The 22,229-nt window shown below is 53.9% G+C and carries 17 protein-coding genes, 1 tRNA gene and 2 rRNA genes (1 of these 20 running past the window's edge); 5 read left to right on the plus strand and 15 right to left on the minus strand.

The window, feature by feature from the left end; translation table 11 throughout:
• Nucleotides 1-22 precede the first annotated feature (22 nt).
• From ACHQGU_RS14015 to pxpB, 10 genes are all read right to left on the minus strand, one after another.
• A complete protein-coding gene (locus ACHQGU_RS14015; RefSeq protein ID WP_395495412.1) occupies nt 23-838 on the minus strand; it encodes a copper resistance protein B in 816 nt (271 codons plus the stop codon).
• Entirely contained in the window at nt 835-2,658 is a 1,824-nt protein-coding gene (locus tag ACHQGU_RS14020; protein ID WP_395495413.1) for a copper resistance system multicopper oxidase, read from the minus strand. Before ACHQGU_RS14020 ends, ACHQGU_RS14015 begins: the two co-directional genes overlap by 4 nt.
• A 75-nt stretch (nt 2,659-2,733) precedes the next feature.
• Nucleotides 2,734-3,126, minus strand: coding sequence for a DUF2946 family protein (locus ACHQGU_RS14025; protein WP_062273226.1), 393 nt, complete (start codon nt 3,124-3,126; stop codon nt 2,734-2,736).
• 153 nt (nt 3,127-3,279) lie between these two features.
• A complete protein-coding gene (locus tag ACHQGU_RS14030) occupies nt 3,280-4,740 on the minus strand; it encodes an aspartate ammonia-lyase (RefSeq protein WP_395495414.1) in 1,461 nt (486 codons plus the stop codon).
• Nucleotides 4,741-4,880: 140 nt separating this feature from the next.
• The gene (locus ACHQGU_RS14035) at nt 4,881-7,355 is read right to left on the minus strand and encodes a TonB-dependent receptor plug domain-containing protein (protein ID WP_395495415.1); all 2,475 of its coding nucleotides are present in this window, start codon (nt 7,353-7,355) and stop codon (nt 4,881-4,883) included.
• 303 nt (nt 7,356-7,658) lie between these two features.
• Complete coding sequence (locus ACHQGU_RS14040; protein WP_395495416.1) at nt 7,659-8,879, minus strand: MFS transporter; 1,221 nt, start codon at nt 8,877-8,879, stop codon at nt 7,659-7,661.
• A 125-nt stretch (nt 8,880-9,004) separates the two neighbouring features.
• Complete coding sequence (locus ACHQGU_RS14045) at nt 9,005-9,919, minus strand: DMT family transporter (protein ID WP_395495417.1); 915 nt, start codon at nt 9,917-9,919, stop codon at nt 9,005-9,007.
• A gap of 43 nt (nt 9,920-9,962) precedes the next feature.
• Nucleotides 9,963-10,721 (minus strand): LamB/YcsF family protein, encoded by a 759-nt coding sequence (locus ACHQGU_RS14050; RefSeq protein WP_395495418.1) that lies wholly within the window; start codon nt 10,719-10,721, stop codon nt 9,963-9,965.
• The gene (locus ACHQGU_RS14055) at nt 10,718-11,725 is read right to left on the minus strand and encodes a biotin-dependent carboxyltransferase family protein (RefSeq protein ID WP_395495419.1); all 1,008 of its coding nucleotides are present in this window, start codon (nt 11,723-11,725) and stop codon (nt 10,718-10,720) included. The genes ACHQGU_RS14050 and ACHQGU_RS14055 overlap by 4 nt, the downstream gene beginning before the upstream one ends.
• Nucleotides 11,722-12,411: a 5-oxoprolinase subunit PxpB gene (pxpB, locus tag ACHQGU_RS14060; RefSeq protein WP_395495420.1), complete on the minus strand. Its 690-nt coding sequence runs from the start codon at nt 12,409-12,411 to the stop codon at nt 11,722-11,724. Before pxpB ends, ACHQGU_RS14055 begins: the two co-directional genes overlap by 4 nt.
• Before the next feature lie 310 nt (nt 12,412-12,721).
• Here pxpB and ACHQGU_RS14065 point away from each other — a divergent pair, with 310 nt between their 5' ends.
• From ACHQGU_RS14065 to ACHQGU_RS14080, 4 genes are read left to right on the plus strand one after another with little or no spacing between them, the layout of a single operon-like run.
• Complete coding sequence (locus tag ACHQGU_RS14065) at nt 12,722-13,474, plus strand: SDR family oxidoreductase (RefSeq protein WP_395495421.1); 753 nt, start codon at nt 12,722-12,724, stop codon at nt 13,472-13,474.
• A 5-nt stretch (nt 13,475-13,479) separates the two neighbouring features.
• Nucleotides 13,480-13,947, plus strand: a complete 468-nt coding sequence (accB, locus tag ACHQGU_RS14070) for an acetyl-CoA carboxylase biotin carboxyl carrier protein (protein ID WP_395495422.1) — start codon at nt 13,480-13,482, stop codon at nt 13,945-13,947.
• Entirely contained in the window at nt 13,944-15,311 is a 1,368-nt protein-coding gene (gene accC / locus ACHQGU_RS14075; protein WP_395495423.1) for an acetyl-CoA carboxylase biotin carboxylase subunit, read from the plus strand. Before accB ends, accC begins: the two co-directional genes overlap by 4 nt.
• Nucleotides 15,311-15,778 (plus strand): acetyl-CoA carboxylase biotin carboxyl carrier protein, encoded by a 468-nt coding sequence (locus ACHQGU_RS14080; protein ID WP_395495424.1) that lies wholly within the window; start codon nt 15,311-15,313, stop codon nt 15,776-15,778. Before accC ends, ACHQGU_RS14080 begins: the two co-directional genes overlap by 1 nt.
• Before the next feature lie 108 nt (nt 15,779-15,886).
• Here ACHQGU_RS14080 and ACHQGU_RS14085 read toward each other — a convergent pair whose 3' ends face one another.
• Complete coding sequence (locus tag ACHQGU_RS14085; RefSeq protein ID WP_395495425.1) at nt 15,887-17,089, minus strand: pyridoxal phosphate-dependent aminotransferase; 1,203 nt, start codon at nt 17,087-17,089, stop codon at nt 15,887-15,889.
• Nucleotides 17,090-17,466: 377 nt separating this feature from the next.
• Between ACHQGU_RS14085 and nac the strand changes: the two genes are divergently transcribed.
• Nucleotides 17,467-18,408 (plus strand): nitrogen assimilation transcriptional regulator NAC, encoded by a 942-nt coding sequence (gene nac / locus ACHQGU_RS14090; RefSeq protein ID WP_395495426.1) that lies wholly within the window; start codon nt 17,467-17,469, stop codon nt 18,406-18,408.
• A gap of 11 nt (nt 18,409-18,419) precedes the next feature.
• Here the strand turns inward: nac and ACHQGU_RS14095 are convergent, their stop codons facing one another.
• The 4 genes from ACHQGU_RS14095 to ACHQGU_RS14110 all read right to left on the minus strand — a co-directional run.
• Nucleotides 18,420-19,241 (minus strand): nuclease-related domain-containing protein, encoded by an 822-nt coding sequence (locus ACHQGU_RS14095; RefSeq protein WP_395495427.1) that lies wholly within the window; start codon nt 19,239-19,241, stop codon nt 18,420-18,422.
• A gap of 183 nt (nt 19,242-19,424) precedes the next feature.
• A tRNA-Met gene (locus tag ACHQGU_RS14100) sits at nt 19,425-19,501 on the minus strand.
• A gap of 27 nt (nt 19,502-19,528) precedes the next feature.
• Nucleotides 19,529-19,644: ribosomal RNA gene (gene rrf / locus ACHQGU_RS14105) — 5S ribosomal RNA — on the minus strand.
• Nucleotides 19,645-19,764: 120 nt separating this feature from the next.
• Nucleotides 19,765-22,229 (minus strand): 23S ribosomal RNA (locus ACHQGU_RS14110); it runs 277 nt beyond the window's last position.

Raw genomic sequence — 22,229 nt, forward strand, 5'->3', positions numbered from 1 at the left:
CCTTTTTTAGAATAAGAAAAATTCAGAACCAGCTCCGAATCCCCATTGTAAAACGCACAGTTCCGGTCTCGCCGCCCTGGTCATGCACAATCCGACGCGCCTGCGTGAGATATCCGGAATAGGTGACGGCCACGTAGGGCGCGAACTTCCGCCATAGTTCGTAGCGCAGGCGCAACCCGGCATCGACATCCGACAAGCCTGCCCCTACCTGCCGCCCCGCGTCGGATTTGGTGTAGAGATTGAACTCGGCCTGCGGCTGAAGAATCAGGCGGTTGGTCAGCAGGAAATCGTATGAGCCTTCCAGCCGGGCGGCAAAACGCCCGCGATCACTGACATAAGCCGTCGCCTGCACTTCAAACTGATACAACGCCAGCCCCTGCACGCCGAACGCCCCCCATGTGCGTGTTGGACCATCATCAAGATCCGCGCGCACGCCACCCTGAAGATTGAAATAGGGTGAGATGGAGCGGCTATAGAGCAGTTCGTGATCCCCATCATGCAGGTGACCTCGCTCCAGTGTGCCTTCGGTTTTCAGCCAGACCTTGTTGTAGTCAGATCCATACCAGGCCTCACCATCCCAGCGAAAATCCGTCCCGCCGGGTGCATAACGCCCTTCCAGCTCATTCATGATGCCGTGAAAATAGCTCTCCTGATCCATGACCGGATTGATATGGCCCAGATACACCACTGGGGTGGCAGAAGGGGCATCTGCCGCGTGGTAGCGCGTGGCAGTAACACTGGACGCAGGAGCAAAAGACGCGTTGTCCCCCGCCTGTGCTATGGGCAGGGGCAGGGCCTGTGCGACCAGACACGCCCCCATCAAAACACGATACTTCATTCCACAATCACCGTGCGGAACATGCCCAGATCCATATGGAGCATCAGGTGGCAATGATACGCCCACATCCCAGGCACATCCGCCGTGACCAGATAGCTCATCCGCGACCCCGGTTGAGAAATAAGCGTGTGTTTATAAGGCCGAAAGTCGCCTTGTCCGTTTTCCAGTTCACTCCATAATCCATGCAGATGAATGGGGTGTTCCATCATGGTGTCGTTAATCAGCGTAAAGCGGACCCGCTCCCCTTTTTTCAGGCGGATCGGTCCGGATTCTGAAAATTTCCGTCCGTTAAACCCCCAGATATACCGCTCCATATTGCCCGTCAGATGCAGGATGATTTCTCGGGACGGAGGGCGCGGGTCTGCTCCCGGTCGGGTAGCCCGCAACTGTTTGTAGTTCAGCACCCGACGACCATTGTGCTCCAGCCCGTCACCGGGGCTGCCCAGCCGGTCAACCGGCATCATGGCCACGTTCTGGTTTTCCACATTGATGGGCGGTGGCCCGGGGTCATCCACCTCAATTGGCGGCATGGTGTGGTGCATATGGCTCATATCCATACCGTGCATGTCCATACCCGCCATACTGCCACCGGACATATCCATGCTGCCCTTATCCGTCCCGGCCATACTTCCGCCCGGCATCTCCATATCCTGCATGCTCTCGCCGGGCTTCATGTCCCCCATCCCCATGTCGATCATGGTGCGGACAGGCCGCGGGTCCATTGGTGGCACCGGGCCAGCCATACCCGCGCGGGGGGCCAGTGTGCCGCGAGCAAAGCCGGTTCTGTCCTCACTCTGGGCAAAAATGGTGTAGGCACGGTCATCCTTTGGCTGCACAATCACATCGTAGGTTTCCGCCACACCAATACGGAATTCATCGACGGGCACGGGTTCCACATCATTCCCGTCCGCCTGCACCACCAGCATTTCCAGACCGGGAATACGGATATCAAAAAAGGTCATGGAGGACCCGTTGATAAACCGTAGACGCACCCGCTCACCGGCGCGGAACAGGCCATTCCAGTTCATATCCGGGGCATGACCGTTCAGCAGATAGGTATAGATAATCCCGGTCACATCCGAGATATCCGTGGCAGCCATCCGCATGCGGGACCAGGCCAGCCGGTCCTTCAGGGCAGCCGCAGCACTCCCTCCCTCGCGCGCCTCCCTCGGAAAAGAAGCAGCCGTCCTCTGGCGGAAAACGTAATAATCATCCTGCATCTTGAGGTTGTTAATCATGTCCATGGGGGACACATCCGTCCATTCGGACAGTAGAATCACATAATCCCGGTCACACACATTGGGGTCCGGGTGGATGGGGTCAATCACCACCGCCCCGTAAAGCCCCTGCGCTTCCTGCATGCCGGAATGGCTATGGTACCAATATGTGCCGCTTTGATGCAGCCGGAAGCGATAAGTAAATGTCTCACCGGGTTTGATGCCGGTAAAACTCAGGCCCGGCACTCCATCCATATCCGATGGCAGACGAATACCGTGCCAGTGAATGGACGTATCCTCATGCCTGAGCGTGTTGGTGACGTTCACCGCCACGGTATCCCCCTGCCGCCAGCGCAGCACAGGGCCGGGCACCGTGCCGCCGATACAGGGGGCGTTCAGAGCCTTGTGGTCAATTTCAATATGGGTACGGCCAACTCGCAGATCCCACGTCGCCGAAGGCTCTGCCGGAATAAGCCCGGCAGGCAATACGGCACTCGCAGAACGTGCAGGATGTGGGAGAGCCGCCATCAGGCCGCCAGCTCCCATCCCCGTCACAAACCGACGACGTGTCAGGCCGCCCCGCAAACGGGACGAAGAAAACATTCTGAAAAATCCAAACAGTCACACGCAACACCCCGTTTCCCAGCAGGGAACGGGACGGAGGACGCCTGTCAGCGCCTAGCTGTTCAGAATTCTGGGGGGACGCAGGGGCGGCAGCCAGTCAGCCCCGGCAAACCCTGTTTGTGCGGACATGCTGAAAGACTGCGCTTTCCCGACAGGCCGCAAAACCGGATGCAACGCGTCCGCCGGCGCCGGAATGTCTGTCGCAGCAACATGCACATGGCAGCATTTGTCACCATCCGGCATGGTATGGGAGTCAGGATGCGTCATCATGCACCGCCCATCCATCGCGTCTGCCTCGGAGCAGGACGTTGCCATGTGATGCATCATGGCATGATGCGCCTGCGCTTCTCGCTGGGCCTGTGCGGGTGAAATACCCGCCAACAGCCCCACCTGCATCAGCAGGCAGGCCAGCAGACCAATCCATATCCGGGCCTGTGTCCTGACCATTCAGGGCTCCTGTCCTCAGACGCGAGAATGCAAACGTAGTACTATTTTATACCCATGGGGGGAATAAACGAAAAGCCTTTTCTCCAGATGACAGGCAACCGGTTATCAGCCTGACGGCCTCTGGACGCTTTCTCCCTGGGCATCATTTTAAAATCAACTGACCTGCGTGCCTTTCTGTTTACGCACCGGAGCGGTCATGGCTTCCGGCTTCAGAAGATCCGCCAGCAGTTCGGGAGACATCGGCACACGCTCCTTCAGCACATCCGCAACCAGCCGGTTTTCCGCCAGCGCCTGTTTGGCGATGGACGCGCACAGTTCATACCCCAGCACCGGTACAAAGGCGGTAATAATGCCAATGCTGTTCTGCACCTGCTCCAGACAACGTTCCTTGTTGGCGTGAATACCGCGCACGCATTTTTCCGCCAGAACCTCGAAGGCGTTCTGCATCATCTGGATGGAGTCCAGAATGCAGTAACCCATGGCGGGTTCAAACGCATTCAACTGGAGCTGTCCGCCTTCCGCACAGAATGAGACGGTTGCATCATGCCCGATGACCATAAAAGCCACCTGATTGACCATTTCCGGAATAACCGGATTAATCTTACCCGGCATGATAGAAGAGCCTGCCTGCGCAGCAGGCAGAACAATTTCCCCCAACCCGGCCCGCGGGCCGCTGGACAGCAGGCGCAGATCATTCGCAATCTTGGAAATCTTGATAGCCAGCCGCTTGAGAACACTTGAGCAGGTCACAAACGCCCCAACATCCGACGTCGCTTCAATCAGGTTCTCAGCCTGTTTCAGCGGGAAACCACACAAATCAGACAGATGGGCCGTCACCAGTGCGCCATATCGTGGGTCACAGTTAATCCCTGTGCCAATAGCCGTCCCACCCAGATTGATTTCAGAAAGCTGCGGCACCACAGCTTCCACCGCGGCAATCTCTTTACGCAATGTGCCAGCATAGGCTTGAAACTCCTGCCCCAGTGTCATCGGGACGGCATCCTGCAACTGGGTGCGGCCTATTTTCAGGACAGATTTGAATTCTTCGGCTTTTTCCTCAAACGCATTCACCAGTCGTTTCAGAGAGGGCAAAAAAGACTGCAAAGCAAAACAAACGGAAATTTTAACGGCAGTCGGATACACGTCATTAGTAGACTGAGACATGTTCACATCGTCATTCGGATGCAGGCTATCGTAATGCCCTGCCTCAAATCCAGACGCAATAAGCCCGACATTGGCCACCACCTCATTGGCGTTCATGTTGGTCGAGGTTCCGGCCCCGCCCTGCAGCACATCAACCTTAAAATCTGGCAAATATTCCGGAAGATTCTGAGTGATTTCCTGACAGGCCTTCTCAATCATCGCAGCCTTTTCCGGAGACAGATAACCCAGTTGATGATTAGCTGAAGCCGCTGCCTGCTTAACCAAAACAAGTGCTTTAATGAGATCCGGAAATTTTCCTATTGGCGTTCCGGTAACCGGAAAATTATCTATGGCGCGTGCCGTATGCACCCCCCACCGCGCATGACGCGGCAGTACATAGGCTCCCAGACTATCCCGTTCAGTCCGCTGCACTTTGTCACTCTTCGGATCGACACTGTTTTGATAAGACATCAGGACAACCTTTCCGCCTGGAATTTCTCACAAAAAAAGCTGCCGCAGATCTGTCACCCTACTCCGGTGAACTGATCTGCGGCAGCGCGCTTATACCCTTAAATCTACTGTGTGTACCATCACGGGACACTTAGCCGACGTTAAAAATCCAGAGACGTTTTGACGTAATACATGCCACCACTAAACCCGTAAGGAGAGTAAGACGCATATTTAGCCAAACCCTGCTGCGTGTTGGCAATGGAGTGCGGCACACGCGTCGGGTGCTTGTTCCCAACGTTATTAGCACCCACGCCAACAGTCCAGCGCGGAAAAATTTTATAATCAACTTCCAGATTGGTGATGAACCCCGGATTCTGCTGGAACGGCACAGCCCCGGCCCCGGTGGGTGCTGCCATATAGACAATGGACCCATAACGCAGTTCCTGCACGGAGGCAGACCACTTCCCACGCGTCCAGTTCATGCTGATCTGTTCACGATTTTTCGGAGCGGAATGCAGAACCATCATTTTGGTGTATTCGTTCACCAGATCAGACTTTGCAGACCGGATTTCGTTATCCGAGAAATTGATCCCCATCGCAAAACGGAACTGACCAAGCTTTGCCGTGTGCAGCGTATAGTCGGCGCTAAAGTCCCCACCAAATGTCTGCGTGTTATACAGGTTGGCATAATAGGAAAGCGATGTGGCACTTTCCAGATTTGCATTTTTTAGAAGTGCCAGAAGTTCAGAGTCATTCTGGTTAACCGAATAGGTTTTGGTGCTGCCCATTCTGCCGTTAATGGCAATATAATACAGGTTCCCCGTTACGTGGAAATCATCAACCGGGGTTGCATCAAAACCGATTGAATAGCTGCGGGAGTATTCACCCTTCATGTTGCCTGCGCCAAGATATTTGGCAATGGCGCTGCTGGCGGGAATCTGATCGACCGTATAACCGGGATACGGTGCTGAATAGAAATAGGACAGCGCACCCAGCGTAGGCGGACGATAACCCGTGTTGATATTGGCGCGAATAGCCCAGCGTTTGTTGAAGTTGTAGCGGGTTCCAACAGAGCCGGTTTCAACTGTAGCAATATTATTATAGCTGCCTACGCGACCACCCAGCGTCCATTCCCACTTCTTGGTGACATAGAAGTCGAGATTAACGTTGCCTTCATACACGTCACGATTCTGGTAAGTTGCTGCCATCGGGACGTTACCCGGATGGTCAGTCGCCCCCATACCGCTCCAGGACGACGCCTCACCTTCAACCATCTGGAAGGTATCATGGCGATATTCACCACCAAACCGCAGGTTGATCGGCTTGGGTGCCCAGTCCGGGCGGAATGAACGGGACCCACGCAAACCAGCCGTCAGCTGCGTGGCAATAGATGCACCATCATAGAAGGAGGTTTGCGTGCTGCCGGGAATAGAAACGTTTTCAGAATTCGTGGTGCTGTAATTCTGTTTATCACGCGCGTAGGTTACGTAAGCATCCCAAGCAAACCCAAACTTGCGTGCCTTGATGCCGTTATCGGTCTCAAAATCCAGCTGATCCATGGCGATGTAAGGCTGGTTACCATCAGGATACAGATCGGGATTGATCCACTCATCCGAGCTGGTGTTCGCACGGTAGGTTTCCGGCACGTTCGCACGACGATGAGAGAAGGTGGACGTGCTGTAGAAATTAAAGCCACGTGCCATGGGAACAGACATGTTCTCGCTGATGGTTTCCAGCGTGGATTTGGGAATTCCTAAGCCGCGCTGAACATTACGGTTGGCCGTCTGATTTCGGGAATCATCAAACAGGGTCCCGTAAAAATCCCCGCCACGCGTTGTGGGAAGCTGATGGGAGACCTGAGCAGCAAGGTCGAGGTAGCCGCCATTCCGACCCAGAGCCATGCCGTAATTGGCAGAGCCATCCAGAGCCTGACCATCCCCTGCGTAATAACCACTGTTTTTAAAATTGATGCTGCCACCATGCGTATCATGCTTGAGCACAATATTGACGGCACCCGCAATGGCATCCTGCCCATACAGAGCAGAAGCCCCTTCTGTCACAACTTCAATATGATCAATGGCTGAAACCGGAATAAGGGAAATATCGGCCGGTTCACTGCCCCAGTTAGTGCCAGAGTTTGAATTGAAATTTGCACCAATATGGCGACGATGGCCGTTAACCAGAATCAGTGTGTCATCCGGGGACTGACCACGCAGCTGCATGGTCTGCACAAAGGAGCTTGCACCACCGCCCGGAAGAGCCGCCGTCGTAATAGCCGGATTAGCCTGTGCCAGAGCAGACAGAACGTTTGTCTGGCCAGTTTTCAAAAGTTCAGCACCTGTCACGACAGTCACCTGCGTCGTGCTGTGCTTAGGCGTTGTAGGCGAAAATACGGAACTGCCAGAATGGCCACCGACCTCGATGGATTCTTCACCACCCTTCATAGGGGTGGGTTTTGCACGCGCACGTGTGGGGGCTGCTTTTACAGAAGTCGCTTTTGTTTTTTTCACAAAAACTTTCTGCGGCTTTCCTGTCGACGATTCTGCACTTGCTGCAAACCCATTTCCTGCCGGAACAAGAGCACCGAACGCCACACTCGCGACGAGTGACAATTCAAATTTCGATATTCTGGCCATCGCATCACCCTGAAATCCGGTCGGATTAAGAAACTTATCTGGTATCCTTATGATACGTTTCCGTTATGTTTTGGCGTCATACTGAATATTGATATGTTGCTTCCTGAAGGAATTTTCTGGCTGGTTTAAAAATATAACCACTTCTTTGCGACATAAAAAATCCCCCGCACAACCAGTCATGGTTCTGCGGGGGGCTTCATTTCCAAAAACTCAATCAAAACGTAGCCATGACAGACAACGTGTCAGATCAAACTGTTTCTATCGTCTTTTTTGCCAGTGATTACGGAAAAATAGCTTACAAAATCATTCCATAACAATCGGCTTACGCACGGTCATGAGGGAAATCAGGCCAGCAACAATCAGAGCAACAGCGCAGAGGTACCACGCCATGTTGAAATTCCCGGTCCAGGAAACGATATAGCCCGTCAGAATCGGAGCTGTCAGACCAAGAGCATTACTGAATGTCAGCGTTACACCTGTGACTGATCCGATTTTCTGCCCATCCTGCAACATATCTGCAAGCATGGCGGTGTTCGCCCCATTAGCCGCAATCAGGCAACAAAGTGAGAGGGACAAAACAGCCAGAATTGGCATTTCTTTATGAAAGAACGGGAGAAAGCCAATCATCGCGCTCCCGATAATACAAAACGCGACAATAAAGCGCCGATGGCTTGGGTCAGCATTCTTGCGGAAAACAAAATGCTCCGCCACACGCCCCAGAAACACCGCGCCAATAGCACCCACCACATAACACCCTGCTGTGCCACTTCCGGAACCCAGAACATTCAGGTGCAATTCATGAATCAAATAGAATGGCACCCAGGACATCAGAAGAAAGTTCAGAAAATTCTGTGTGCATTGCACAACCAGAATGCCGCAAAATGTGGAAGAGCGAAACAGAGACAGCACTTCTGAAATGCGAATGGGACGAACACGCGCCTGCGTGGCTGATTTTTCCGGATTTCTGTAAAGCAGCCACCAGGCGAGCGCCCAGATCAGCCCCACAACACCCAGCGCCATAAATTCAAACCGCCAGCCCACTTTTGCAATCAAATAGGCTCCTGCAATCGTGCCGCCGGCAAGCCCGATCTGCATACCCGTCAGCAGCACCGTCATGACGGTGCCCCGCTCCTGCGGTTTGGCCCAGTTGCGAACAATGGTTGCACCCACACCAAATGTTGGTGCTTCCCCGACGCCGAGCAGCATGCGTGTTAAAATAAACTGTGTCACATTGCGGGTCATGCCGCCCAGAATCATCGCGCAGGACCAGACGGAAACCGCCAGACTCCCCACAAGGCGCGCGCCCACGCTATCCAGCAGGATGGTCGATGGCAGATTCAGTACAAAATAAGACCAGAGAAAACTGGAGGACACCCAGCCCATCTGAACAGACGAAAGGGAAAATTCACGACCCAGATCAGGCAGAGAAATGGAAAGAGCCGCACGGTCCCCGTAACTGATGACATACATCAGGAAAATCATGCCGAAAAACACATAGCGTGATGAGTCTGCGTTCTTGTTCATCGCTTGATTACCCTTCAAACCTTCTGCCTTGAAAGGCGCACTGGCCTCACACAACCCATCAGTCTTTTTTACGATAACGGAACATTACGATTACACCATACCTTCGGTGCTTTTTTACGGATTTTTTAAGGTATTCCGGAGGAAGATTCTGATTCTAAAATTGTTTTTTGCTTTGCCGGTCTTTCATGCCGCAGCATCCAGAGACCAGAGCCGATAATCAGCAATCCACCCACGAACATGGCCACACCGGGAACTTCGCCAAAGCCCAGCCAGCCAATCAGTGCCGCCCAGACCAGACCACAATAAGCAAACGGGCCAATGGCGGAAACCTGCGCAGAAGCAAAGGCTTCTGTCTGTAAAACCTGTGCAATCCCGGCAAAAGCACCAACTGCAATAAGACAAAGAAGGTCCGCACGCGTTGGCATATGCCAGACAAACGGCAAGGCCGCGGCGGTCGCTGCCGTCATCAAAATAGCCTGCCACATGGCAATGGTTGTGCTTTTTTCCGTCGCAGAAAGCTGGCGGATCTGCATGGTCGTCAAAGCACCCACCGCACCTTGCGCCAGCGCAACTGCATAAGCCCATGTTGGAACGGTGCCATGACTACCACCAAGAAGCCCCTTCCCCGTTGCCACAACAACAACACCCACAAACCCGACGGCTACCGCAACCCAGCGCTGGACAGACGGACGCTCATGCATGAGCGGGATTGATAGAAGAATGAGAAAAAGCGGCTGCGTGTAAGATAAAACCTGCTGCTCTGCCAACGGGAGATGTGTGACAGCAACAACCGTCATGATCATGCTGATCAACCCGACAACGGAGCGGATGACATGGCCGCCAAAATGGTTAGTCTTCAGCACAAGGCCGCCACGCAGTGCAATCACCACGACAAAGGGGAGAGAAAACAAGTTTCTGAAAAAGACGATTTCAACAACAGAAAGCGTTGAACCGGTAATTTTCTGCAGGGCATTGAGAAGGGCTGTAAAAAGTGTGGCCAGAGCCAGCAGATACGCACCACGCGCAAGATTATGTTGCATGGACATTATCGTTCTTTTTCTGCCGTGTTCTTCTCAAAGCCTTTTATCCTTCAGCCGCCGCAATCTCACCGCCCATTGCAGCAATCTGCGAGGCAATGGCCTGCGCCAGCTTATCGGAACCCGGCGTGTCGCTATGCACAAGGATAGAGCGGGAGTGAATGGGCAGCGATTTACCATCAATAGTGGTCACATTTCCGCTCTCAAGAAACTGCTTTACACGTGCCTTAACTTTATCCAGATCATGAATTACTGCACCCTCCAGCCCACGGGGCACAAGCGCCCCATTGGCCTGATAGGCCCGATCGGCCAGAAAAAGAGAACGCACCCGCAAACCGGCTTTTCTGGCAGCCAGGTCAATTGGCTGCCCTTCCATGGCCAGCATCACCAGATCAGGATCAATCTGCGCAATGACGCGCGCCAGGCGATCCGCCAGATCCTGATCCGCATTGGCCATTGTGCCAAATGCTGCATGATAGCTAACATGGCCTACCCGTAGGCCATGACGTGCGGCAATCCCTTTAAGGGCACCAATCTGGTAGGCCAGCATGGCTTCCATTTCTTCAGCGCTGACAACCATGGTTCGACGCCCAAACCCCATCCGGTCAGGCAGACCCGGATGCGCCCCAATGCTCACGCCACGCTCTTTAGCAGCCCGCACAACGCGGTCCATAATCAGATGGTCACCCGCATGAAAGCCACAGGCAATATTGGCCGATGAAATCACGTCCATCAGCGCAGCATCATCCGCAATCGTCCAGCGACCAAAACCCTCGCCAATATCGGCATTCAAATCAATCTTCATGATTTTTTACCGGCCTGACCGGCCTCCCTGCGCATAAAAGATTTTCTGTAAAGGGCTGTATTATCCTGAAGGTCCTGCAGATACGCCTCTTCATTCCGCATGGCCTGCAAACCTTCTGCATGGTCACAGCATTGCAGTTGCACAAAACTGCCAATGCGCGCCTGTGCCAGACGCCATAAATCCGCTTCGATCACCGTGGCAATGCGCGGATAACCACCGGCTGTATTCGCGTCCGCCATCTGAACAATTGGCTCACCTGCCGGGGGGACCTGAATAATTCCGGGAATAACCCCGTAAGAACGCAACTCTACAGGATGCGTCAGCTTCAGAGCCCCACCTTTCAGACGGTAACCGAGCCGGTTGCTTTGCGCTGTGATCTGCCAGGAGGCGGACCAGAAATGGGCGCGTGCTTCTTCCGTAAACAGGAAATAGTCTGTTGCCGGAATAGCCCGCAGGGTCACGATCTTTTCTTTTTCTTCGGCACAAGCGGCGGGGAGTGCGCGCAGAGGAGGAACCGCCCCAAAGCCGTCCGGCACGCAACTACCTATCCCCGTAAACTGATCGTCCGCCTGCAGCGGTCGTCCGAGATAGCCTCCAAAGCCCCCTCGCAACTGCGTGCTGCGAGAGCCGAGCACAACCGGCACATCAATCCCGCCACAAACGCACAGATACATCCGCGCCCCGACAGAAGGACGGTCGAGCGTCAGAACGTCCCCCGCCAGCGCCGTGACGACTGACCATGGTTGAAGCGCCCGCTCCCCAAGTTTGATCGTCCCTTCCCCGCCGGTGACAACAAAGCTGACAGCCTTGTCGAACCGTATTTTGAAAGGAAAAGTCTGCACTTCAATACAGGCGGCATCCGGCGCATTACCCAGCAAAATATTCCCGCAACGCAGCGCCAGAGGGTCCATCACGCCGGACGTGCTCACACCCAGATGGCGATACCCAAAACGGCCCGCATCCTGCACACTGTTCAGCACGCCGGTTTCAAGAACTGTAATCACACTTCAATACTTTCGGCATAAAAGCGAATCTGGTCACCCACATCAAACAAGGCGGGCGGCTCGCGTTCCGGGTCGAACATCACAAGGTCGCTAAAACCGATGGAGTTCCAGCCATTCGGCCCAGTCAGCGCAGAAATCCCCGCCTGCGGTCCACCAATCGTGACTGTGCCTGCCAGCATTTTTAAGGAGGGGACGGATTTACGCGGGGTTTCCAGACGCGGATCCAGACCGTGCAGATAGCCAAACCCCGGCACGCTACCAAGCGCACACACTGTATAAAGGGGTGCCTGATGCAGCGTAATGACGTCCTGAGGAGACAGGCCGCAATGCTCGGCAACGCGTGGCAGGTCAGACCCAAGCTCACCGCCATAACGGACCGCCACTTCAAACAGGCGCCCTTTGATGTGCTTCTCGGGCAGCGTCTCCCATGCCTTACGCAGCCAGCACGCCACCGTCTCCGGGTTTTCCGGCGGGATGGAAAAAATCAGCATCAGATTGGTGACGCCCGGCATGACTTCCGCAATATCCGGGCGTTCGGAACAGGCATCCATGAGCGCCCAGATCCGCCGCTGGCAGGCCAGCGTAAACGCGCCGGGCGCTTCAAACAGCATGGCCCGCGTGCCGATCATGCTGATGGTGGGCTCATCTGCTGAACCAGCAAACTGATCTGTCTTCAGCGCAGTCATGGTTTCAGTCATGCGCGCAGGAACAATTGTGTAAGATGGCAGCCACCAAATAATGTCCTGTAAGGTGTTCTATATTGCGTCCGTAACGATACGGTCAGAGAGCGAAACGCCGCCAACATTATCTGCCTGTGATGACATACAATAATCTTATGACCACCACGCCACGCGGAGACATTGGATAATCTTATGACGCAAGACGGAAGTGATCTTGGTCAATGGAATATTCCGTCTCTAAAGTGAAATGACTTATTGAAGTCTGGCCTGTGTAGCAGGGCAGTTCCGATCCATAGACATCAGGATATTTCATATCATGACGACACAGCCTTACAGCACAGCACTTGTTACCGGCGCCTCCTCTGGCATTGGTGCCGCGACCGTCCGTCGCCTGCGGGAACTGGGGCTGGAAGTGCATGCCGTGGCCCGTGACAAGGAACGCCTGGACAAACTGGCCGCAGAAACCGGCTGCATTGTGCACGCCGCCAGCGTGGCAGATCTGGACGCCATGGGCGCGATTTTCAAAGAGCATGAGATTGATATTCTCATCAACAATGCCGGCCAGTCCCGCACAGGTAACATCACCAACACGACGGAAGAAGATATTGACGGGCTGGTGGACATCAACCTGCGCGCCGTCCTGCAACTGACCCGCCTAGCTCTGCCGGGCATGATTGCACGGGATCGCGGCCACATCGTCAACATCACGTCCATTGCCGGCCATTACGCGTTTGCCGGTGGCAACACGGTTTATCACGCCACCAAGGCTGGCGTGCATTCCCTCTCTCAGCAGTTGCGGTGTGACCTGTTCGGCAAGAACATCCGCGTGACGGAAGTCTCCCCGGCCCGCGTGCAGACGGAAGTCTTTGGTCGCCTGATTGGCAACATGGAAGAAGCTCAGCGTCGATTCTTTGATGAATATGACTCTCTGCTTCCGGAAGACCTTGCAAATTCAATCGCTTTTGCCATTTCTGCACCACATCGGATGAATGTCAGCTTCATGGAAGTGCTGCCCACCAGGCAGGTTGTTGGTGGTCTGAATTTTGCAAAGAAACCGGCTAAATCCTGACAGCTATGGACACTCAAGCTCTCAAAGCGCTGATAGACCTGTTTGGCCGTGCTCCGCTCCGTGAGCTTGAGATTTCGGAAGGCGGCCAGACTCTTAAAATCACGCGTTCAGAACAGGGTGCCGCACCGGCGGCCCTTGTTCCAAGCCGCCCTTCCGCACCTGTAGCCCCGGCAGAACCGTCTTGCGGGCCAGCAGCCCCATCGACGTCCGCTTCAACGCCTGCGGCCCAGCCTCAGGCAGAGCGTGTTGTGACCGCCCCCATGTATGGCACCCTCCACCTGTCTCCCTCCCCGGATGCTCCGCCTTTTGTGGCGGTGGGAGACACTCTGAGCGTCGGACAGCAGATAGGTCTGATAGAAGCCATGAAAGTTTTCACACCGGTCAAAACCGAGGTTGCAGGCCGCGTTGAGGCCATTCTGGTGACGGATGCCAGTGAGGTTGAGACCGATCAGCCTCTGATGCGTCTGTCATGAGCGCGGCCCCCTCTTTCGGGCGCGTCCTGATTGCCAACCGGGGCGAGATCGCCCTGCGCATTCAACGCGCCTGCCGCCAGCTTGGACTGGAAACGGTTGCTGTCTATTCCGAAGCGGATGCCCAGAGCCGCCACGTTCTGGAAGCAGATGTCGCTCTGTGCATTGGGCCTGCTTCTGCCGCCCGCAGTTATCTGGATGCCGATGCCATTATTCTGGCCGCCAAGGTGACAGGGGCGACGGCCATTCATCCCGGTTATGGCTTTTTGTCGGAAAATGCCGACTTTGCGGAAGCTGTTGAAAAAGCCGGAATCACTTTCATCGGTCCGACGCCTGCATCCATCCGCCTGATGGGCGACAAGATTACCGCCAAGCAGACCATGCAGGCGTCCGGCGTGCCGTGTGTTCCCGGCTCAGATGGCCCGCTGCCAGAGAACGAGCAGGCTATTCTGGATCTGGCCAATGGGGTTGGCTTCCCGGTCATTGTCAAAGCCTCCGGTGGCGGTGGTGGCCGTGGGATGCGGGTGGTCTGGTCAGCCGACGAACTGATCAAGGCTGTTGCGTTGACCCGCAAGGAAGCCCAGCAGGCCTTCGGGAATCCGACCCTGTATCTGGAACGCTTCATGCAGAAGCCGAGACATATTGAAATTCAGGTGTTGTGCGATACCCATGGCAAGGCTCTCTGGCTGGGCGCGCGTGACTGCTCATTGCAGCGGCGGCACCAGAAAGTGCTGGAAGAAGCACCACCGCCCGGCATCCCGCCCGAACTGATTGCAGAAATCGGGGCCAGTTGCGCTCAGGCCTGCCGCAATATTGGCTATCGCGGCGCAGGCACGTTTGAGTTCCTGTATGAAGACGGTATTTTTGCCTTCATTGAAATGAACACGCGCTTGCAGGTTGAGCATCCGATTACAGAAGAAACCACTGGTATTGATATTGTCTGTGCACAGATTGAAATTGCGCAGGGCAAACCGCTGGATCTCGAGCAAAGCGCTATTCACACCACGGGTCATGCCATTGAATGCCGGATTAACGCGGAGGACCCGTTTTCCTTCGCACCCTCTCCGGGCCGCGTCAGCCGCTGGGATGTGCCCGGCGGGGCAGGCATCCGTCTGGATACGCATATTGTCGCAGGGAGCGTTGTGCAGCCGTATTATGACTCCCTGATTGCCAAGGTCATTGCACGGGGAGCAACGCGCGACGAAGCTATTCGCCGCCTTAAAGTGGCACTTACCGAACTGCAGGTTGAAACCATCCTGACCAACATTCCACTCCATCAGGCACTCTTGTCTGATCCCGGATTTGTGGAAGGTGGCGTGGACATTCACCATCTGGAGCATTGGCTGGAAAAAAGGGAACAGTCCTGATGAACATGCCTTTATCTGTCCCGAATTTTGAAACTCTTCCGAATTCAGAAGAGGTTGTGCTGATCAGTCAATGGCTTAAGGATGCTGGCCTGAGCAGCCTTGAGCTGTCTAATGCCCACGGCACCCGTCTGCGTATCAGCGTTGGTGACTATGAGCCCTCTGCGGCTCCTACCTCTGCGCTTGTTTCTCCCTCTGCACAAACGCATCCGGAAAAAGCACCCTCCACTGATATTCCAGTGAAGGCTCCGTATTTTGGGAATGTGCTGCTGTGCAATCCCGTTACAAAGAAAGAGTTTGCACCAGAAGGCAGCTCAGTGCGGGCGGAAGATACCGTTGCTATGTTGCAAATTGGGGAACTGACAGTTCCTATTACAGCGCCACAAAACGGCACAGTAGCGCAGTTTATCGCGAAAGAGGGTGATCTGGTGGGCTATGGCCAGACGGTTCTGACGCTTCAACCTGCCTGACTACAGAACGCTTTTCACAAAGCAGCGATAAGAAAACCCCGCCTGTTCAGAGCGGGGTTTTTCATTATCCGGCAACCCTTCAAAGATTTGCCGGATCGTATGTTTCTTTTACTTCAGACCAGCCACAAATCTGGCAATCCGCTCACATCCTTCGCGCAGGGTTTCAACATCTGTCGCATAAGACACACGGAAGAACGGGCTCATGCCGTAGGCTGTTCCCTGGACGGTAGCGACTTGCTGCTCTTCCAGAAGACCCATTACAAAGTCTGTGTCTGTTGCAATGGTTTTCCCACCTGCGGAAACCTTATTCATGCAGGCACTGATATCTGCATAAACATAAAAGGCACCCTGTGGCTTGTGGCAACGAATACCCGGAATGGCGTTCAGCAGACCAACCACCAGATCACGCCGGATCTGATATTCCCGCGCACGGTCTTTCAGGAAATCCTGCGGTCCTTCCAGAGCGGCAACTGCGGCGGCCTGAGCCAGCGTATTAATCCCGCTGGTGGACTGCCCCTGCATGTTGTTCATGGCGGCAATCAGCTTTTTAGGCCCACCACCGTACCCAACGCGCCAGCCTGTCATGGCGTAGGCTTTGGAGACACCATTAACCGTGAGAACACGATCTTTAAGGCGCGGCTCAACCTGCGCTATCGTGCAGAACTCAAAGCCGTCATAAACAAGATGTTCATAGATATCATCTGTCATAATCCAAACGTTTGGATGCTTGAGCAGAACGGCCGCAATGGCTTCCATATCCGCACGCGGGCAGCAGGTGCCGGATGGATTGTTCGGGAAGTTCAGAATGACCCATTTGGTGCGCTCTGTAATGGCCGCATCCAGATCTTCCGCCATAAGGCGAAAGCCGTTTTCCTCTTTACAGGGAACCTGAACCACACTTGCGCCAGCCAGACGTGCCTGATCGGCGTAACTGATCCAGTATGGCGTGGGCAGCACAACCTCATCACCCGCATTACAGGTGGCCATGATCGCATCAAAAATAATCTGCTTGCCGCCATTGGCAATCAGGATCTCATCGAGCGCATAATCCAGATTATTTTCCCGCAGGAATTTATTGCGCACGGCCTTCTTAAGTGCGGGCTTGCCGGCCTGCGGCGGATATTTTGTATCCCCTGCGCGTGCCGCTTCCACAGCAGCTTCCACAACATGCGGCGGCGTCGGAAAATCAGGCTCACCGGAAGAGAGGCTAATGACTCGAATACCTTCAGCCTTAAGCGCTGTTGCTTTGTCCGTCATTGCTGCTGATGCAGAAATGGAAATTCCGTTAAGTCGATCCGCTAAACCAGGCATCACACACGCACTCCGAAAACTTCGCTCCGGCACCCCGAGAGAGAAGTCAGTGAATTATCGATATGAAATGAATTTATGCCCATCGCCCATGCAGGAGATAGCATTGAAAAGCATCTATCCCCATACAAGAATTCTATGACAGGAAATAATACGTCTTTTCCAGGAATTAACGCGCACAAATGAACACGGAACAAATTATTCATAGAATAATAATGCCTAGTTTTTGATTTTTATTATACTTACTTTATTTATATAGAATATTTATTACTAAATTTTTTTGTAAAATCATATTTATAGAGCGATAACTTTACATTTATTGACAAAACATCACGAATTCGTTATAAATATAATCAAATACGGCGCATGGAGAAAGCAACGTGGATATTCGGCGGTTACAAGCGTTCGTAAAAATCATTGATATCGGAAGCATTTCCCGCGCGGCCGATATCCTGAATATTGCACAGCCCGCCCTGAGCCAGCAGCTTGCCTCGCTGGAAACAGCCTTCAAACAGAAGCTGTTGATCCGCAGCAAGATGGGCGTAACTCCCACAGCTGCCGGGCTGGAACTCTATCGCCATTCCCAGACCATCATCAAACAGCTTGATCGCGCCATGACGGAGATCAGCAATGGTGGTGGCCCCCTTGTCGGCAAGGTGTCTGTTGGACTTTCTCCGTATTCTTCCGGATCCACCCTCTCACTCGCCCTCCTCAAGGAAGTACGCGCCAGATTGCCGGGGATTACGCTGCATCTGACGGAGAGTTTTGACGATATCTATAGCGAGATGGTCATGACGGGGCGGTTGGATATGGCCGTCATTCATGGTGCAGGCCCCATTAAAGGCGTACATTTTACGCCGCTGATGACGGAAGATTTCTTTCTGGTTGTGCCGGAAGAGGCTTCTTTTGCAGAAAACCTTTCATCGCCAGTCAAGCTGTCTGATCTGACCGAAGTACCGTTGCTTCTACCCCCGGACTATAACTTTGTCCGCAAACGCATCAACATGGCCTTTGCCCGGAAACAGATCACGCCCAATATTGTTGCGGAAGTTGAAGCCCTGCTGACCCTTCAGGACGCAGTTGCGGCTGGAATCGGCTGTACAATTCTGCCTTGGTCCGTTGCCAGCAAGATTATTGTGCCGGGCAAATCGCGCGTGTGCGAGCTGTGTAGCCCCGTTATTCAGGAAGACGTTTCTCTGTGTGTTCCGGAGAGCATTCCGGAAACAGAAGCAGGACTGGCTGTGCGAGAAATTCTTATTGAACTCGCTAAAAGCATGGTTGCCTCACAAAACTGGCCCGGCACCAAAATCATGGATACCTGAAAGCTTCAAAATTACTGTGCGCGCCTTTTAAGCTGCTCAAGGTGCTCTGCTGCCCGTCCGCTGTTGGCCTGAGCGTGATGCTTCAGGGCACCCCATGCTGCATCACGTTTCCAGTCTAGAAGATAATCGGTTGTGGGACGCTGTCGCATAGCTGTTTTCAGATGATTAATTCGAACAATCTGATTATGTACACGTTGGCTAGTGTGGGCTGAGCCTGCAAACACGACTAGAGAAGAGACATGATCCTTTAACCCAGTAACATGTCTGACAGCCGCAAGATGTCGGAAATTCTGGCAAACTGGATTTTGGAACAGATAGTATTTATTGCTTCCAACCAGACGAAAGCTTTGTTTCCATACCTGATAGTTTCGAGTGCCTGAAATAAAGCCGCCATAGGTCTTGGTTTCAATCACCACCAATCCCCAAGGCATTTTTGCAATATGATCAATCTGTGTCAGGCCACGCTCATCTTCCAGATAAACATCTGTCAGATGATCCATTGCCACCCGATACAAAATGCGATCAACGCGCAGCTCTCCCTCTTTCCCTACTTTTAAAGCCGCTTCATTTTCAAGGGCATCATCAACTTCTTCAATGATTGCACCAGCAGACGGTGCTTCATCCGTAAGTGTTTGCAGAGGGTCATCGCTCTCTGCCTGGAAGGATGATGGCCTAAAGGAAGAATGAGGTTTTCGTGCTTGCTGATCCTGCGACGCAACCAGCGCTGTAACAAACCGATAGAGGCCATAAACGACGACGCCGATTATCCCCCATTCAAGAATGGACCAGAAATAGGAGTAACAAATAAAGGCTGCAATAATCAGAGCGAGCAAAGGGTACACAAGACACTCGTTTCAAGCCTGAATTTTTCATGTTGTTGACCAATCGGGCCCAGCTTTGAAGCATAGCCTACGTCGCCTACAGCAGGCCTACGTGTGTTTTGGCCTTAACCAAAGCGCTATTTCCCGCCTGCATTTCTGCATCGGGTTAGGGTTTGGATTTCTTTGTAGGGGATATGGTTGCGGGGGCAGGATTTGAACCTGCGGCCTTCAGGTTATGAGCCTGACGAGCTACCGGGCTGCTCCACCCCGCGGTGGTGTTGATTAGGGTAGACTGGAAGACCTGGCGGCGACCGACTTTCCCACGACTTAAGCCGCAGTATCATAGGCGCTGGGGGGTTTCACGGCCGAGTTCGGGATGGGATCGGGTGGATCACTCCCCGCCATGGCCACCAGGTCATCCAGTCCACCCTGAGTGGGGTGGTGTGGATGCGGTTGGTAAAGAGAGAATTTTTTTGTGTGTGACGCGTGCATGGATGATTTCTGTGCACGGGCTGTCCTTTTAAGGGGACAGTATGAGAGTGAGCCTATAGAGCGATTAGGACCAGTTAGCTACACGCATTACTGCGCTTCCACACCTGGCCTATCAACGTGATGGTCTATCACGGCTCTCAGGGAGATCTAGTTTTGAGGTGGGTTTCCCGCTTAGATGCTTTCAGCGGTTATCCCGTCCATACTTAGCTACCCGGCGGTGCCGCTGGCGCGACAACCGGTGCACCAGAGGTATGTTCATCCCGGTCCTCTCGTACTAGGGACAAATCCTCTCAAATCTCCAACATCCACGGCAGATAGGGACCGAACTGTCTCACGACGTTCTAAACCCAGCTCACGTACCACTTTAATCGGCGAACAGCCGAACCCTTGGGACCTGCTCCAGCCCCAGGATGTGATGAGCCGACATCGAGGTGCCAAACCTCCCCGTCGATGTGGACTCTTGGGGGAGATCAGCCTGTTATCCCTAGAGTACCTTTTATCCGTTGAGCGATGGCCCTTCCACGCGGGACCACCGGATCACTATGGCCGACTTTCGTCTCTGCTCGAGCTGTCACTCTCGCAGTCAGGCGGGCTTATGCCATTGCACTCAGCAGCCGGTTTCCGACCGGCCTGAGCCCACCATCGCGCGCCTCCGTTACACTTTGGGAGGCGACCGCCCCAGTCAAACTGCCCACCATACAGGGTCCCGGATCAGGCTAACTGACCGCGGTTAGACATCAGAAAAATTCAGGGTGGTATTTCAAGGATGGCTCCACAGGAACTGGCGCCCCTGCTTCAAAGCCTCCCACCTATCCTACACAGAATGTCTCTGATGCCACTGTAAAGCTGCAGTAAAGGTTCATAGGGTCTTTCCGTCTGACCGCGGATACCCCGCATCTTCACGGGGAATTCAATTTCGCTGAGCCGATGCTGGAGACAGCGGGGAAGTCGTTACGCCATTCGTGCAGGTCGGAACTTACCCGACAAGGAATTTCGCTACCTTAGGACCGTTATAGTTACGGCCGCCGTTTACCGGGGCTTCAATTCAGTGCTCTCACACCTCCTCTTAACCTTCCGGCACCGGGCAGGCGTCAGGCCCTATACGTCGTCTTTCGACTTCGCAGAGCCCTGTGTTTTTACTAAACAGTCGCTACCCCCTGGTCTGTGCCACCCGCCAATGGTTGCCCACTAACGGGTCTCGCTTATCCCGAAGTTACACGAGTAATTTGCCTAGTTCCTTCAGCATCGTTCTCTCAAGCGCCTTGGTATTCTCTACCAGTCCACCTGTGTCGGTTTCGGGTACGGTCTATATGCCAGAGCTATTTCCTGGAATGCGCCAAAAGCCAGTCCAATCCGATAAGGACTGACAACATATTGCATTCGTCACTTCTGGCAGGTTCAGGAATATTCACCTGATTCCCATCGACTACGGCTTTCGCCCTCGCCTTAGGGGCCGACTAACCCTGCGTGGATTAACCTTGCGCAGGAACCCTTGGACTTTCGGCGACAGTGTTTCTCGCACTGTTTGTCGCTACTCATGTCAGCATTCGCACTTCCGATATCTCCAGAAGGGGTCACCCCGCTTCCTTCACAGACCTACGGAACGCTCCGCTACCGCGCATATCATAGATATGCACCCACAGCTTCGGCACGTGGCTTGAGCCCCGTTACATTTTCGGCGCAGGGTTTCTATTAGACCAGTGAGCTATTACGCTTTCTTTAAAGGATGGCTGCTTCTAAGCCAACCTCCTGGTTGTTTTGGAATCCCCACATCCTTTCCCACTTAGCCACGATTTAGGGGCCTTAGCTGGTGGTCTGGGCTGTTTCCCTCTCGACAATGGACCTTAGCACCCACTGTCTGTCTGCCAGGCTAATACTTCCGGGTATTCGGAGTTTGGTTAGGTTTGGTAAGGCTTTGGGCCCCCCTAGCCCATCCAGTGCTCTACCCCCCGGGGTAAATTCCTGACGGTCTACCTCAATAGATTTCGCGGAGAACCAGCTATTTCCGAGTTTGATTGGCCTTTCACCCCTAGCCACAGCTCATCCCCGACTTTTTCAACAGGCGTGGGTTCGGCCCTCCAGTGCGTGTTACCGCACCTTCAGCCTGGCCATGGCTAGATCACTCGGTTTCGGGTCTTCTGCCAGCAACTAGACGCCCTATTCAGACTCGCTTTCGCTACGCCTACACCTACCGGCTTAAGCTTGCTGCAAACAGAAACTCGCTGACCCATTATACAAAAGGTACGCCGTCACCCCATAAGAGGCTCCGACTGCTTGTAGGCATTCGGTTTCAGGTCTATTTCACTCCCCTCGTCGGGGTGCTTTTCACCTTTCCCTCACGGTACTTGTTCACTATCGGTCACCAGGGAGTATTTAGGCTTGGAGGGTGGTCCCCCCATGTTCAGACAGGGTTTCACGTGCCCCGCCCTACTCAAGGATCTTCAGAAGCGCTACGCATACGGGACTATCACCCACTATGGCCACCCTTTCCAGAGTGTTCTGCTTCTC

Origin of the sequence: Acetobacter sp. KSO5, assembly GCF_044094635.1 — a bacterium.
Classification (GTDB): Bacteria; Pseudomonadota; Alphaproteobacteria; order Acetobacterales; family Acetobacteraceae; genus Acetobacter; species Acetobacter cerevisiae.

Bases quoted from the DNA above. Each gene is read 5' to 3' on its own strand.
- ACHQGU_RS14015 (WP_395495412.1), bottom strand. From the start codon at position 838: ATGAAGTATCGTGTTTTGATGGGGGCGTGTCTGGTCGCACAGGCCCTG.
- ACHQGU_RS14020 (WP_395495413.1), bottom strand. From the start codon at position 2,658: ATGTTTTCTTCGTCCCGTTTGCGGGGCGGCCTGACACGTCGTCGGTTT.
- ACHQGU_RS14025 (WP_062273226.1), bottom strand. From the start codon at position 3,126: ATGGTCAGGACACAGGCCCGGATATGGATTGGTCTGCTGGCCTGCCTG.
- ACHQGU_RS14030 (WP_395495414.1), bottom strand. From the start codon at position 4,740: ATGTCTTATCAAAACAGTGTCGATCCGAAGAGTGACAAAGTGCAGCGG.
- ACHQGU_RS14035 (WP_395495415.1), bottom strand. From the start codon at position 7,355: ATGGCCAGAATATCGAAATTTGAATTGTCACTCGTCGCGAGTGTGGCG.
- ACHQGU_RS14040 (WP_395495416.1), bottom strand. From the start codon at position 8,879: ATGAACAAGAACGCAGACTCATCACGCTATGTGTTTTTCGGCATGATT.
- ACHQGU_RS14045 (WP_395495417.1), bottom strand. From the start codon at position 9,919: ATGCAACATAATCTTGCGCGTGGTGCGTATCTGCTGGCTCTGGCCACA.
- ACHQGU_RS14050 (WP_395495418.1), bottom strand. From the start codon at position 10,721: ATGAAGATTGATTTGAATGCCGATATTGGCGAGGGTTTTGGTCGCTGG.
- pxpB (WP_395495420.1), bottom strand. From the start codon at position 12,411: ATGACTGCGCTGAAGACAGATCAGTTTGCTGGTTCAGCAGATGAGCCC.
- ACHQGU_RS14065 (WP_395495421.1), top strand. From the start codon at position 12,722: ATGACGACACAGCCTTACAGCACAGCACTTGTTACCGGCGCCTCCTCT.
- accB (WP_395495422.1), top strand. From the start codon at position 13,480: ATGGACACTCAAGCTCTCAAAGCGCTGATAGACCTGTTTGGCCGTGCT.
- accC (WP_395495423.1), top strand. From the start codon at position 13,944: ATGAGCGCGGCCCCCTCTTTCGGGCGCGTCCTGATTGCCAACCGGGGC.
- ACHQGU_RS14080 (WP_395495424.1), top strand. From the start codon at position 15,311: ATGAACATGCCTTTATCTGTCCCGAATTTTGAAACTCTTCCGAATTCA.
- ACHQGU_RS14085 (WP_395495425.1), bottom strand. From the start codon at position 17,089: ATGCCTGGTTTAGCGGATCGACTTAACGGAATTTCCATTTCTGCATCA.